General features: G+C 51.5%; 9 protein-coding genes. 8 read left to right on the top strand and 1 reads right to left on the bottom strand.

Going from position 1 to position 15,348, the window contains the following annotated elements; translation table 11 throughout:
- Window position 1 precedes the first annotated feature (1 nt).
- The 4 genes from EH198_RS06405 to glnA all read left to right on the top strand — a co-directional run bounded on the left by EH198_RS06405 (window position 2) and on the right by glnA (window position 5,572).
- Entirely contained in the window at window positions 2-1,423 is a 1,422-nt protein-coding gene (locus EH198_RS06405; RefSeq protein WP_124694719.1) for a sensor histidine kinase, read from the top strand.
- A gap of 60 nt (window positions 1,424-1,483) precedes the next feature.
- Complete coding sequence (locus EH198_RS06400) at window positions 1,484-2,443, top strand: 4-hydroxy-3-methylbut-2-enyl diphosphate reductase (protein ID WP_124694718.1); 960 nt, start codon at window positions 1,484-1,486, stop codon at window positions 2,441-2,443.
- A 316-nt stretch (window positions 2,444-2,759) separates the two neighbouring features.
- Entirely contained in the window at window positions 2,760-3,803 is a 1,044-nt protein-coding gene (gene aroF, locus EH198_RS06395; protein WP_124694717.1) for a 3-deoxy-7-phosphoheptulonate synthase, read from the top strand.
- 344 nt (window positions 3,804-4,147) lie between these two features.
- The gene (gene glnA / locus EH198_RS06390) at window positions 4,148-5,572 is read left to right on the top strand and encodes a type I glutamate--ammonia ligase (RefSeq protein ID WP_124694716.1); all 1,425 of its coding nucleotides are present in this window, start codon (window positions 4,148-4,150) and stop codon (window positions 5,570-5,572) included.
- A 146-nt stretch (window positions 5,573-5,718) separates the two neighbouring features.
- Here glnA and EH198_RS06385 read toward each other — a convergent pair whose 3' ends face one another.
- Window positions 5,719-6,753, bottom strand: a complete 1,035-nt coding sequence (locus EH198_RS06385; protein ID WP_124694875.1) for a LacI family DNA-binding transcriptional regulator — start codon at window positions 6,751-6,753, stop codon at window positions 5,719-5,721.
- A 377-nt stretch (window positions 6,754-7,130) separates the two neighbouring features.
- Here EH198_RS06385 and EH198_RS06380 point away from each other — a divergent pair, with 377 nt between their 5' ends.
- From EH198_RS06380 to EH198_RS25035, 4 genes are all read left to right on the top strand, one after another.
- Window positions 7,131-8,519, top strand: a complete 1,389-nt coding sequence (locus EH198_RS06380; RefSeq protein WP_124694715.1) for an ABC transporter substrate-binding protein — start codon at window positions 7,131-7,133, stop codon at window positions 8,517-8,519.
- A 78-nt stretch (window positions 8,520-8,597) separates the two neighbouring features.
- Entirely contained in the window at window positions 8,598-9,491 is an 894-nt protein-coding gene (locus tag EH198_RS06375) for a carbohydrate ABC transporter permease (protein WP_124694714.1), read from the top strand.
- Entirely contained in the window at window positions 9,491-10,327 is an 837-nt protein-coding gene (locus EH198_RS06370) for a carbohydrate ABC transporter permease (RefSeq protein ID WP_124694713.1), read from the top strand. Before EH198_RS06375 ends, EH198_RS06370 begins: the two co-directional genes overlap by 1 nt.
- A gap of 143 nt (window positions 10,328-10,470) precedes the next feature.
- Window positions 10,471-15,333, top strand: a complete 4,863-nt coding sequence (locus EH198_RS25035) for a glycosyl hydrolase (RefSeq protein ID WP_246014118.1) — start codon at window positions 10,471-10,473, stop codon at window positions 15,331-15,333.
- The last annotated feature ends 15 nt before the right edge of the window (window positions 15,334-15,348 follow it).

Below are 15,348 nucleotides of genomic sequence, written 5' to 3'. Positions count from 1 at the left end.
GATGTCGATCAAGCTGCGGCTGACCGCGTGGTATTCGGGAATATTGGCCGTCATGCTGCTGGCCTTTTCAGCCGCCATTTACGGTTTTTTTTATATTAATACTTACGGAGATTTAAAAGACCGGCTCCGGGATCAGGCGAAAGGCGAATCGCTGGACGTAGTCTTTGATAACCGCCTGGATGCCCAGAATCTGTACGGGCAAATGTACTTCTACGACAGCGGCAAGCTTATCCAGAGCTTGAATTTGACAAATATTGATCTGCGGTTCGATATTCCTCCGCGGCAGAACCTCAAGAGTGATGGGTTTAAAGATGCCTATTACAAGGGTTATCATTTTTTGATTTATCAAAAGGTGGTCAATGTCCAAGGCTACGATAACAATCCGGCGGCTATTCTGCAGATGGCGGCATATACCGGCGAACAGGATAAGCTGCTCGAACGGCTGAAGACCATTCTGATCGCCGGCTCCTTCGCCACCCTGATCGCCGCCTTTACCTTCGGCCTGTTCCTTGCCCGCAAGGCGATGAGTCCGATCGGCAAGGTGATCGAAGCTGCCGAGGGCATCCAGACCGGCAACGACCTCAGTGTGCGGATCGAATACGACGGGCCGCCCGACGAAATCGGAAGGCTGATCCGGACGGTGAACAGCATGATTGGACGGATGGAAGGGTTCTACAAGAATCTGGAGGAATCGTACGCGGCCCAGCGCCGCTTCGTGTCGGACGCCTCGCATGAGCTTCGCACCCCGCTGACAACGATCCGCGGGAACATCGAGCTGCTCCAAAAGGTCTGGGAGCTGGAGCCGGGAGAAAAACCGGCGATGGATGAGGCGGCGATCCGGCAAATGTCGGTGGAATCGGTGCGCGATATCGCGGACGAGGCGAAGCGCATGAGCCGGCTTGTCGTCGACATGCTGTCTTTGGCCAGAGCAGATACGGGTCGGACCTTCGAGAAAGAGCCGGTAGCGCTGGAGCCGATGATGAATGAGGTGGCCCGCCGCGCCGCTTTCCTCCCGCGTGACGCGGAGTGGGTGACGGGCGATTTGTCGGTGCTCAACGGCAAATATGTGCTTGGCAACAAGGATTATTTGCAGCAGATGCTGTTCATTTTCATTGACAATGCCTTCAAATATACGCCGTCCGGAGAGGTGAGCTTCGACGCAGTCGTTTATCAATTCCAGGTCGGCTTGCGGGTTAAGGATACCGGCATCGGTATGGAAAAAGACGAGGTCCCGCATATATTCGACCGGTTCTACCGGGCGGATGAATCTCGCGGCATTACCGAAGGCATCGGACTCGGGCTGTCCATTGCAAAATGGATCATTGACGAGCACGGCGGCTCGGTCGAGGTGGTAACCCGGCAGGGCGAAGGCACAACATTCGTAATCTGGCTGCCCCTTCTCTTTGCCGCCCCTCTGGAATAGGGTATAATGAAACCGGCTCGATTCTATTACACTCAATGACGGCAGAAAGCTGGTGAAGCAATGGAAGTGATCAAAATTTCTCCCCGGGGATACTGCTACGGAGTGGTCGATGCGATGGTCATGGCGCGTCAGGCCGCGAAAAATCTCGATCTTCCCCGGCCGATTTATATACTCGGCATGATTGTTCATAACAGTCATGTTACCCATTCTTTTGAGGACGAGGGCATCATTACACTGGACGGCAGCAATCGTCTGGACATTCTGGACAAGATCGACAGCGGCTCCGTCATCTTCACCGCGCACGGTGTCTCGCCCGAGGTTCGCAAGAAAGCGCGGGCCAAGGGTTTGACGACAGTCGACGCAACTTGCCCCGATGTAACGAAGACGCATGATCTCATTCAAGAGAAGGTTGCGGAAGGCTGTGAAATCATCTATATCGGCAAGAAGGGCCATCCCGAGCCGGAAGGCGCCGTGGGCATCGCTCCGGAACATGTGCATCTGATCGAAAAGGAAGAGGAGATTTCCTCGCTTTCCCTCCCGACAGGCTCCCGGATTGTCATTACGAACCAGACGACGATGAGCCAATGGGATATCAAGCATATTATGAAGAAGCTGCTGGAGACCTTCCCCGGCGCCGAGGTGCATAACGAGATTTGCATGGCCACACAGGTTCGGCAGGAAGCCGTGGCGGAGCAGGCCGGACAGGCCGACCTCGTCATCGTAGTGGGCGACCCGCGCAGCAACAACTCCAACCGGCTTGCCCAGGTGTCCGAGGAGATCGCCGGCGTTCCGGCTCACCGGATCGCCGACGTTTCGGAGCTGGAGCTTGAGTGGCTGAAGGGCGTATCGAAAGTGGCCGTCACTTCGGGGGCGTCTACGCCGACGCCGATCACTAAGGAAGTCATTGCCTTTCTGGAGCAGTACGACCCGGGAGATCCCGATACATGGGAACTCAAACGGACGGTCAACATGGCAAAGCTGCTGCCGTCGGTCAAGGCCAAAGCCGGGCAGTCCTCCTAATAATCGATTCAAATAGCGAAGGTTTCAGCACCCTGTGTCCGCCGAGGCACAGGGCGCTTGGTTCTGCCCCACATCCTCTTGGTTTGATTTTGTCCGTATTTTCCTGCAAACAATTGGCGCCGGTTCCCCGAAAGCCTGCCGTTGTCCGGCGCCGGAGCGCACCGGATAATTATTTTTGAATAAAGGGTTGACGAATTTGGCATTCTATCATAAAATTACTTTAGTGATTAAAAGCATAAAAGCTTAAAAGCGTCGTAGCATAATAGTGTTAATAATCAACCATTAAATTATACAGGTTCGGAAAGGAAGGAATCAGATGATCGTTATTACATCCAATCAAACGCCGGAGGAACAAGTCAACGACATTATCGCAGTGATCGAGAAGGAGGGCCTTCAGGCACACCTGTCCAAAGGATCCGACCGTACGGTTATCGGCCTTGTGGGCAGTGTGAGCCCGAAGCTTGCCGAGCATCTTCGCCAAATGAAGGGCGTAGAGAATGTCGTCAAGATTTCCAAGTCCTACAAGCTGGCGAGCAGAGACTTTCATCCGGACGATACGGTCATCGAGGTTAAGGGAGTCAAGATCGGCGGAGAACATCTGGCAATCATGGGCGGCCCTTGCGCAGTGGAATCGCCCGAGCAGATCGACGAAATCGCGAGACTGGTAAAAGCGTCCGGAGCACAGGTGCTTCGCGGCGGAGCATTCAAGCCCCGCACCGGACCTTACAGCTTCCAAGGAGTCGGCGTTGAAGGCCTGAAGATGATGGCGGACGCTGGCGAACGCCACGGCCTGCTGACCATCACAGAGGTTATGACGCCGGAGTATGTTGACGTGTGCGCGGAATACGCCGATATTCTCCAAGTGGGCACGCGGAATATGCAGAACTTTGATCTGCTGCGCGCGCTTGGCACTTGCGGCCGTCCCGTGCTGCTGAAACGCGGTTTCAGCGCGACATACGACGAGCTGCTGAATGCGGCCGAGTACATTTTGGCCGGCGGCAACCGTGACGTTATGCTCTGCGAACGCGGCATCCGCACCTTCGAGACCTACACCCGCAATACGCTGGATCTTTCGGCCATTCCTGTCCTTCAAGGACTGAGCCATCTGCCTGTTATTTCCGACCCGAGCCATGGCACGGGACGCCGCGAACTGGTGGAGCCTATGGCCAAAGCGTCAGTAGCCGCAGGCGCTAACGGTCTGATTATCGAAATGCATACCGATCCGGACAACTCCATGACGGGTGACGGCGTTCAGTCCCTGTTCCCGGACCAGTTCGACAACCTGCTGCGTGATCTGGAGAAGCTGGCTCCGCTGGTCGGCAAGAAATTCTCCAGCCAAGTGGCCGTGCCGGTCGTTTAAGGTTTATATGGCCCGGTTGCTCATCGAAACAGGGTACAGGCCGAACAACTGGACTTAATATAAGTGATAAACAACCGGTTTTGATGATAAAAAGCAGACAGCCTTTTCTCCTCAGAAAAATGAGGCAGCGAAATGGCTGTTTGCCGCGTTTTTCCAGGTAAAAATGCCAGTGTATAAATAATTCACTAAAGCGTAAGAATATCTCACATTGGCTTAAAAAATACCTCACATAAGCATTGACGATGTCAGGTTTGAGTTTTATAATGACGACAGTTAAAATTAATACAAGAACATTTGCATAGTGGGTACGGCTTAATGTTCAAACTTGAGGAGGAAAAAATTTCATGTCGGTTGAAAAAGTGCTGCAAACGATTAAAGAGAACAACATTGAATGGGTAGATTTCCGCTTTGTTGATTTGGGTGGACGGGCCCATCATATTGCTTTGCCGGCTGATGCTGTTGACGAGGAGACCTTTGTAAATGGCGTAGCTTTTGACGGTTCTTCCATTGCCGGTTTCCGCGGAATTGAAGAGTCTGATATGGTTATGATGCCGGATCCGAGTACTACATACGTTGATCCTTTCACTGCTCACCCTACGCTCAACATTATGTGTGACATTTTCACTCCTGACGGCGAGCGTTATGAGCGTGACCCGCGCGGTATCGCAGTTAAAGCGGAAGAATACCTGCAAAAGAGCGGTGTAGGCACCGCGGCATTCTTCGCGCCTGAATCCGAGTTCTTCATTTTTGACGATGTTCGTTACGAGAGCGGCATGAACAGCTCTTCCTACTTCGTTGATTCCGAAGAAGCGGTCTGGAACTCGAACCGTAAGGATGAAGGCGGCAACCTCGGCTTTAAAGTAGGCATCAAAGGCGGTTATGTACCGGTTGCTCCGGTTGATACTCAACAGGACATCCGCAGTGAAATGTGTCGACTGCTGGCTGAAGCAGGACTCGTTATCGAGCGTCATCACCATGAAGTTGCTACAGCTGGACAAGCTGAGATCAACTTCCGCTTCGATACACTGAAGAAAACTGCCGACAACCTGTTGACTTACAAATACATCGTGCAAAACACTGCCCGTCAATATGGCAAAGTGGCAACTTTCATGCCAAAACCGATCTTTGGCGACAATGGCAGCGGTATGCACGTTCACCAATCGATCTTTAACGGCGACAGCCCGTTGTTCTATGAAAAAGGCGGATATGCCAACCTGAGCGAGATGGCTCTGAACTACATCGGCGGTATCCTGTATCATGCTCCGGCACTGATCGCTCTGACCAACCCGAGCACGAACTCCTTCAAACGTCTGGTTCCTGGCTACGAAGCTCCGGTTAACCTGGTATTCTCTAAAGGTAACCGTTCCGCAGCAGTTCGTATCCCGGTAGCTGCCGTAACACCTAAAGGCTGCCGCATCGAGTTCCGTACTCCGGACACCACGGCTAACCCTTACCTGGCCTTCTCCGCAATGCTGCTGGCTGGTCTGGACGGCATCAAGAAGAAGATCAACCCAGTTGAGCTTGGCTATGGCCCGCTCGACAAGAACATTTACGAACTGCCAAATGAAGAAAAAGCGAAAATCCGCAGCGTACCGGGCAGCCTGAACGAAGCGCTCGACGCTCTGGAAGCTGACTATGAGTTCCTGACAGAAGGCGGCGTCTTCACTAAAGACTTCATCGACAACTATATCGAACTGAAACGCGGCGAGGCTCAAGCGGTTGCCATTCGTGTTCATCCGCATGAATACTCCCTGTACTTCGATGTATAAGAATTAATAATTCAAGAAAGGGTGCCCCAGAAGCCATGCAAATGGCTTCTGGGGCACCCTTTTATTTTTGAGCAAATATGAGTGGGTAAGAAGCCCCTAGAGTGAATCCGGGCAAGGATGCCTCCATACCCGGGACGCCGGTAGAATTAATAATAGGGTGGGTCTTTCAGCTTGCTGCCGCAGGACTCCCTTATGATGAGTTCCGGCTCGACCACAAAGGCGCTCGTCTCGGACTGGTTATTGATGAGATCGTATAGCATAAGCGCCGCCAGCCTTCCGATTTTCTCCTTGTTCTGCCGAATGGTGCTTAGCTGGGGTGTCGTGAAGCGGGAAGCCTCAATATCGTCGCACCCGATCACGGCTACAGTCTCAGGGACCGACAGCGAGCATTCCTTGAGCGCCCGCATGGCTCCTATGGCCAGTTGGTCTGAGGCGGCGAATATGGCCCTTGGCAGGCTTCCTGACGCGATCATACGCCGCATGGCCTCGTAGCCGCTGGCTTCATAGAAATTGCCCCCGTTAACAAACCACTTTTCGTTCACAGGCAGACCGAAGCTTTCAATCGTATTTCGGTAGCCGCTCTCACGCATATTAGAAATGTCCGATTCCTGCGTGCTGCCGATGTAGCCCAACTCCCGATATCCAAGCAGGTAGAAATGCTCGACAACTTTGGAGGAGATTTTATAATTGTCGGACATAATGTAGCCGGAGCTGCGCCCGGATAGTTTCATATCCACGCCTATACACGGAATGTCGCTGTTGTCCAATTGGCTTATGGAAGGTTCCAATTCCTGTCCGGAGATAAGCACACAGCCATCTACATGGTAATGACGGCAGCGGGCTAGATAATCGTTGTTGCCGCCGCTCTGAAATTTTTCATTGGAGAAGAAGACAAGATCGTAGCCGAGAAGGCCCATCTGTTTCTTAAATGAATTTAGAACCTCGACAAAAAAAGGATGAGTGAAATCGACGTTAAGCTTGCCCGCAAAAATAACGCCAATGAGATTTGAGGTTTTCGTGGCCAATGTTTTCGCGGAGTTCGAAGGAACATAGCCTGTCTCCTGCATAATCTGCAGTACTTTGCTTCGGGTTTCTTCCGAAATTTCGCTGTAATTATTAATAATTTTAGAAACTGTAGAGACAGAAACACCAGCAATTTTCGCAATATCTTTAATATTCAAGGACATGGTAACGTCTCCTTTTGTAAAAATGTCTGATACTTAGGCCGCAGAAAACACTATTTAAACTTTCAAATTAAAAAAGATAGTTTACGAAAATGGTTTCGTAGATAATTCTATAGAAGTTGCTCCGTTCAGTCAATAATGAAACGAAGATTGAACACAAAAATGCTGATACATCAACGATTTATTATAAAAACACCCCTAGTACTTAGGAGGCGAAATCAAAATAAAAAACAGTTTACAAACCTTCCCAACAGTGCAATAATGAAATCGACGAAACCGCTTTCCGAACAAGGATGACATGAGCAAATGAAATTTACGAAAACGGAAAAAAGTTTCGTTATATTTCATCTAATTTTAATTTGGGGGGTAACCAAATGTTCAAGAAGCTTTCTGTGGTTATGTTGAGCAGTATGCTCCTGTTCACCCTAACGGCATGCGGAAGCGGCAATAACGGTGCGGCGAACGGGACCAATGCTTCAAGCACTGCAGCCGCCGGCGACCCAACCGCAAAACCGGCATCTGGAGAGAAAAAAGTGATTAAGATTTTGCATTGGAAGCAGGAAAATATCAACAAAGCGATTGAGGAAATCAACAAGAAATTTGAAGAGAAATACCCCGAATATAAGGTGGAATACACGACAACAGGTCCAGACGATGAGTACAAACAAGCGCAAAGAGCAAGAATTACCGCTGGCGATGTGGATATCCTGGCCGATCTGTCAGGCATGAGATTGTCGCCGAAGGATTGGACCCCGGGAGCCAAGGTTCCGGACTGGCAGCAATGGATTGACTCCGGTCTTATCGCTGATCTCTCGGACCAGCCATTCGTCAAAAATTACAATGCGAACGATATTTCTAAAGCAGGGACTTACAACGGCAAAGTTTACGCGCTGCCGACCGGCAAAGTCGCAATGTCCGGATTTTTTTACAACAAAGAAATTTTCGAACAGAACGGCCTGACTGTCCCAACGACATGGACTGAATTTATCAAAGCTCTCGATACAATAAAAGCCAAGAATATCATTCCAATTGTAGTGGCCGGTAAAGATGTATGGCCTCTGAAACTGCCGGTATTCGGCTTGCAGGCGAAAATTCTAGGCGGCGGTGACCAGGAGAAATGGATTGAGGGCGTATGGAAGGGCGAAACGAAGTACAACGACAAGGAAGCTGTGGAAGTGCTCGACAAAATGAAAACGCTTCAAGATAATTATATTATCGACAGCTTTATGGGTATCGACTATGCGACTGCGCCTTCCATCTTCGCAACCGGCAAAGCCGCGATGATTGCAGACGGAACCTGGGATGCTCCGACGATCGCAACAGCCAATCCGGATTTGAAGTTCGGTTACTTCCCGATTCCGGCTACGGAAGACGCGGCCAAGAACAAGTCGCTTGTCGGCAAATACGATGTAACCTGGTATGCGGCTGAAAAAGGCCCGAACAAAGAAGGAGCGATGAAGTGGCTGGAATTCTTCTCCGAACCGGAAAATTACACTGCGTATGTTCAAGCGGCAGGCTTCCTGCCGACGCAAGACAATATTCAAACGAACAGCGAATTTATCGATAAAGAACTTTCTCCTTATCTGACCGGCGGTTTCGAGCTTGCCTATGAAATTCTGATGATTAACCGCGATAATGTCGGCGAGCATCTGGCTGCAGAAGGCGTGCATACCGAATACCTTGCTCCTGGCGGAGAATTTAAAACTGCAAAAGAACTTGCTGATGTTCAGCAAAAAGAATGGGAAGCCGCTGCTCCCAAATAAAAAAGTCTAATGGACGGAATTAGGGTCTGCCCATAGCAGGCCCTAATCTTTTATAAAAAAATTGGGCGGGTGAGAGAGATGTATCCATTCGGGAAGGGCATATCGCGGTTTGTGCCGTTTCTGCTGCTACTAATCCCTTTGGCGCTGTATGTTTTGTTCTATTTTGGACCTTCGGTGATGACGGTTATTTACTCTTTTACAAATATAACGAATTTGCCCGGAAGCGGGATGAAATTTATAGGTCTTGATAATTATCATGATGTCTTTTTCTCCGGAAATTCAGGCGAGCGGGTGGATTCAATCATTCGGACGCTTTATTTCATGTTCATCGTAACGGTTGTGCAGAACGGCATCGCGCTGCTTGTGGCCGTAATCATCAACCAGAAGCTCAAAGGAGATTACTTTTTCCGGGCCGTATTTTTTCTTCCGGTTGTTCTCGGGGTAGCGGTTGTGGCTCTAGTCTGGAGCATGATGTTCGATCCGCTTAGCGGTCCGGTCAATCAGCTGTATCAGGCGCTGTTCGGTTACAAGGATATGTTCTTTGGAAGCTTTTCGCACGCCTTTGGCTATATTATTTTTGTGCAAATCTGGATGTATATGGGGTACTCGATGCTGATCTTTCTGGCCGGTCTGCAATCGGTGCCGAAAGAATTGTATGAAGCGGGCTATATCGACGGCACTACCAAATGGCAGTCCTTCAGGCATATTACGTTTTCGCTGATTGCCCCCTCGTTTACGGTCAACATGCTTCTCTCGATTATCGGGGCGATGTCCACCTTCGATATTATATTGGCGACAACCGACGGACGCTTCAATACCCGGACGATGGCCTACGACGTTTATAAGGAAACCTTCCGCGGCAGTTTGGAAATGGGGTTGCCCTCCGCGCTTTCCGTTGTGCAGTTTCTGATTATACTTGTCTTTGTCATCGTTGCCGTCAAACAAATGCGCAAGAGAGAGGTGGAGTACTGATGAAGCAATCGAAATCCGCCAAAGTTCTCTCTTATGCGGTCGTGGCTCTTCTGCTTGTGCTTTATATCGTGCCGCTGCTGCTTGTATTTAACGTCTCTTTTAAATCCTTTACGGAATATCTCCTTAACCCTATCGGTCTCGTGTCCGATATTCAGTGGAACAACTATAAAGACGCGTGGACGCAGGGGAATTTCTCCAATTATTTTTTGAACAGTCTGCTGTACACGGGTGTGGCGACGGTATTGACGCTGATCGTCTCGTTGTTCGGCGCTTTTCCGGTAGCCAGGAACTATGTGAGATGGAGCGGGCTGATCTATCTTTTCTTTTTGCTGTCGCAGTTTTTGCCCAATCCGATGGTCGCCCAGTTCAAGCTGATGCTCGCCATGAAACAGGAATTCGGCTTTGTGGGCTATGATACGAGGCTGGGATATATTTTGCTGAAAACAAGCGGCACCGGCATCGTGTTCATGATGTTTACCGGCTACATTAAATCGATCAGCCGAGAGCTGGATGAGGCTGCCGGAATGGACGGCTGCGGCTACAGCCGGTATTTATTCCAGATCGTGCTGCCGCTGATGAAGCCGGTGATCGCCACGGGCGTCATTTTGACCGCAATCGGCATTTGGAATGATTTTGTCGGCCCGGTTATGTATCTGCCAAGTCCGGCGAATTATCCGATTACATTCGGGCTCAAGGAATTCCGCGGGCAATACGGAAATAACTGGCCGATGCTGGCCTGCGGCATTATGATCGTCTCCACGCCGCTGATCGTGCTCTATACCTTTATCCAAAAATATATTGTGGACGGCGCCCTGGCCGGAGCAGTGAAAGCCTGATGTCGTTGTATTGAGAAGGAGGTGAGAGGTGGATACATACCGAAGGGGATAAGCGCCGATACGCAGATTGGCGAAAGGATTCTGTAATTGATGAGGCAAATCGGGTTTTACCTTGGATTCTACTCTAATCACGGAGGTAAACGATGAGAAAAAAATTAACGGTGCTGCTGAGTCTTGCGATGGTATTGCTCATGATTCTTCTGCCGCTGTCGGCTTTTGCCTTTACCGGCGAGGTGCCGGTCGGCGCGGGCAGTTACACGACCGTTCTTCCGCCGGAATCTTCGGCTCCCGCCGACTGGAACCTGGCCCAAGGCCAGATGGCTTATCCAACGCCTCAAGGGAAAATCTACAAGACAAACAATGTGAACGGTCCAATACCTACCAATGACTGGTGGTCTGATCTGGCTTGGGACCCCTATTCGGAACGTGAATACGCCCATCCGCTCGCATTCTGGCCGAAAGACGCCGGCATGCAGGTGTACTATCCGGGCCCGAACATGAATTTATATACCGATTCCTACGGTTGGGACCGGGAAATGCAGGGAACCGTCCCCTACGGCGGCCCCGCCAGGGATTTCATTATCGGCCAGTCTGGGGCGACTTATCCGGAAACGAACGTTGACGGATATAGCGATTGGATGGTAACGGCCTCTTTTGCAAGCGGTTCCAATACCATGAAGCTGACCTATGGGCACGGATCGCCGTATGTGTATGGCCTGTTCACCGGCGGCAATCCGACGGTTAAATTTGAAAGCGGGGCGCCCACGGTGTTCTCCGGAAATGCTTCCACCCCGGTGCTGGGGATCAAAACAAACGGCAAGTATTACGGCCTCTTCGGCGCTCCGGGAACGACGTGGTCAGGTCTTGGCACGACAATGCTAACCAATAATTTGAACGGCAAAAACCACTTCTCCGTCGCGGTACTACCCGACGGGCTTACGGATGCCACCGCGCCGGCGGCGCTCAGCAAGTACCAGCAGTACGCCTACTCTCATGTTACGAATACGCAGGTATCCTGGAATTACGATCAGGCGACAAGCACAGTAACGACAACCTTCTCCTATACAATTACTCCCCGTGAATCCGGCGCCCCCAACGGGACTCTGTTTGCGCTTTATCCGCATCAATGGCGAAACACCGGCAAGACACTGCTGAACTACACCTACCGATCCGTTCGCGGCAAAATGATTGTCGGCGAAGGCAACTCCTTCACCACGAGCGTCAAATATAGCGGCATTCTTCCCGCCCTGCCGAACAAAGGCACCTATGATATCTCCAAGCTGAAGACCTATTTGGAGCAGGACGCCGCTGAGGACAAATATACTGACATCACCAGCACGGATACCTACTGGGCGGGCAAAGAACTGGGACGCTGGTCCACCATTGCTTCCATTGCAGATCAAGTAGACCCGGCAACGGCGGCGGTAGCCCGGGGCAAAGTAAAGGCAACGCTTGAAAATTACCTTAAGGCCAGCAAACAGGGCGGCACCCAGGACAATCGCGCCTTTTTCTATCATGACAACAACTGGGGCTCGCTGATCGGTTACAAAGAAGGGTTCTACAGCGGTCCTTCGTTGAATGACCATCATTTTCATTACGGCTATTTCATCAAAGCGGCTGCCGATATCGCCCGGGTAGACAAAGCATGGGCCAGCGACTCGCAGTGGGGCGGCATGGTCAAGATGCTTATCAATGAAATCGCTGATCCAAGCCGGACCGATTCGAAGTTTCCATTCCTTCGCAATTTTGATCCTTACGAAGGCCATTCTTGGGCCAACGGCCGGGGCCATACAGGAGACGGCAACGACCAGGAGTCCGTATCCGAGGCGCTAAACGCCTGGTCGGGCATCATTGAATGGGCGCAGGCGACAAATGATCAACAGCTGCTGCAGCTCGGCATTTACCTTTACACAACGGAGATAACAGCCGGAAACGAATACTGGTTCGACATTTACAATGAAAACTTTGATCCGAACTACGATTACACGGCAGCATGGATGGTATTCGGCGGCAAAACGGTCAACGGCACCTGGTGGACGGATAATCCCAACTTGAAATACCCAATTCTTTGGATGCCCTTTACATCCGCATCGCTCTATCTGGGCTACAATCCGGACTATGTGAAAAAGCATTATGATGAATTGAAAAATGTAAGCGTTCCTCAGTATATCCAGAAGTATGGTCAGGCCCAATTTGACGCGGACGAAAAATGGGACGATTTAAGCCAAATGTACTACGCGCTCTATGATCCTGCGGCCGCAGCCGCCAAAATCGATTCACTGGGCACGAATTTCATCACGGAAAAAGGCAACTCCCGGTCCAATACGTACTATTGGATTCATAATCTGAATGCTATGGGAAGCCCTGATCCGACGATTACGGCCAACTACCCGTATTATGCGGTTTTCGACAAGAACGGAGTCAAAACGTACGTCATTTACAACTCGGGCACAACGACTCTGACCGTCGATTTCTCCGATGGCCAACGCGTAACGGCTGAACCGAACAGCTTTAATACAAGCAATGGCGTGCATCTGACAGACACCATTCCTCCGTCCACGCCAGCCAGCTTAGCGGTTGCAAAGAAGTCTTCCAATTATGTTGACTTGACCTGGAGCGCTTCTACGGACAACCGCCAAGTCGCCGGTTATGAAATTTACAGGAACGGCGCCAAAGTGGGAACATCGGCAGCGACAGCGTTCCACGATGCCGGCTTGTCGGCTTCCACGGCTTACAGCTATATGGTGAAAGCGAAAGATTCGGACGGTCTGCTGTCCGCCGCAAGCTCTGCCTTGAGTGTGACCACAACGGCTGTAGATACGACGGCGCCGTCCGCACCGGACAATGTTCGTCAAACGGGCGCAACCTCTTCATCGATATCGCTTACGTGGAATACGGCCGCCGACAACATTTTGACGACAGATTACGAGGTTTACCGAAACGGCTCGCTCGCAGCCACGGTACAGGATACGACGTTCACGGATCAAGGGCTGCAACCGGTCACAACCTATACGTACACCGTCAAGGCGGTCGACGCCGCCGGGAATAAATCCGCTGCGAGCAGTCCGCTGCAAGCCAGATCGGATTTCATACAGACGGGCGACTTCAACCAAAACATTACGGAGCCTTCTGCAACCCAGGCTAAGTTCTCGGTCACTTTTTCGGGTAATCCATCACAGGCTATTCTGAACGCGAAGGTGAACGGACAGGGACAACAGGGATTCAATCTGGTGAATACCGGCGGTTCGACATGGGAATATACGATGACGGTTCCGGCTGGAGCGACGATCGATTATTTCTATACGTATATCACAAGCGGTGTCGGCAAGGATTCCCAGTGGTTAAGCTACAAAATGGGCGGTTCCACTCCTCCGGCTGACACGCAGGCACCGAGTGCGCCGACGGGTCTTGCCGCTCCGTCCAAAACGTCAACCTCGGTGTCCTTGAGCTGGATGGCATCGACGGATAACGTGGGGGTAACGGGGTACGATATTTACAGGGACGGGGCTGTGGTTGGATCGACAACCGGCGCAATGACCTACACGGAAACGGGCCTGACGGCGAACACTGCCTACAGCTTCACCGTCAAGGCGAAGGATGCGGCGGGCAATGTATCGGCTGCGAGCTCCGCGCTGAGCGTTACTACAAGTCCGGCAACCGATACGCAAGCGCCGAGTACGCCGACAGGCCTTGCGGCTCCGTCCAAAACGTCAACCTCGGTGTCCTTAAGCTGGACGGCGTCTACGGATAACGTAGGCGTAACGGGGTACGATATTTACAGGGACGGGGCTGTGGTTGGATCGACAACCGGCGCAACGACCTACACGGATGCCGGCTTGACGGCGAACACTGCCTACAGCTTCACGGTCAAGGCGAAGGACGCGGCGGGCAATATATCGGCTGCGAGTTCCGCGTTTAGCGTTACTACAAGTCCGGCAGCGGCGGGAGACTTTACCGACAGCGTTACGTCCGTATCCGCGACTTCAGCTAAATGGGTATTCACGCCGAATCCATCGGCTAGTTCGGTTATTTTGCACTATACGCCGGGTGGAGGAACCCAGCAGAACGTCACAATGACTCAGAACGGTAGCAACTATGAATATACGGGCAGCGGTCTAAGCAACGGTGTGAATGTCACTTATTTCTACACCTACAATTTAACCGGCCAGCCTGCGAAAGATTCGACGCACTTTACGTATTCACATATCGGCGCTGCCGATACGCAAGCTCCGACTGCGCCGACATTCTTGACTTCACCGTCCAAAACGTCGACTTCTGTATCCTTGAGCTGGACGGCATCAACGGATAACATAGGCGTAACAGGGTATGAAGTTTACAAGGGAGCGACGCCGATCGGGTCTCCGACAGGCACGACCTTCACGGTGACGGGGCTTTCGGCCAATACGGAGTATACCTTTACGGTGAAAGCAAAAGATGAGGCAGGCAATCTGTCCGCCGCAAGCAATGCTGTAACGGTAACGACGAGTGCGAGTATGTTCTCCAATACGCTGTTTGTCCGCGACGGCGCATCCTCAACCGTAGAGGGCACGCTTTCCACGGCAGCGGGAGCAGCGGCATCTACGGATACGACCGCTTCCGCAGGCGGCAACTGGGATGGTACGGTTCACACGCCGAATACCTATGTAATCTCCGGGCTGACCGGAACATATGACAGCACCAAATCAACCGCATTCAATGTTTATGCAGATTCAGGCACGTCTGTCGGCAACGCAATCCAGGTATGCGTTTCTTACGACTTCACGGGCGACGGCACGTACGACCGTGTAGAAATGTATAACTACTTCGCCACCGATCCGGTTGCAGGCTTCGAGCTCTACAATCAAACGGCAGGCCTGAAATCGGCTGCCGGAAGCTTTGCCAACCTCAACAACGGAAAAGTGAAAATTGAAGTTTGGAATGCGCTTGGCAACAACACAGCCGCTATCCAGACAGATGCAGCTTCCGCCGAAGGCAACCAGTCGAAAGTCGTCATTCCATTCAGCTGATTTTTTAGGTCGGGC

This window comes from Paenibacillus rhizophilus, from assembly GCF_003854965.1.
Taxonomy (GTDB): domain Bacteria; phylum Bacillota; class Bacilli; order Paenibacillales; family Paenibacillaceae; genus Paenibacillus_AQ; species Paenibacillus_AQ rhizophilus.
This window is presented reverse-complemented; position numbering and strand designations above follow the sequence as displayed.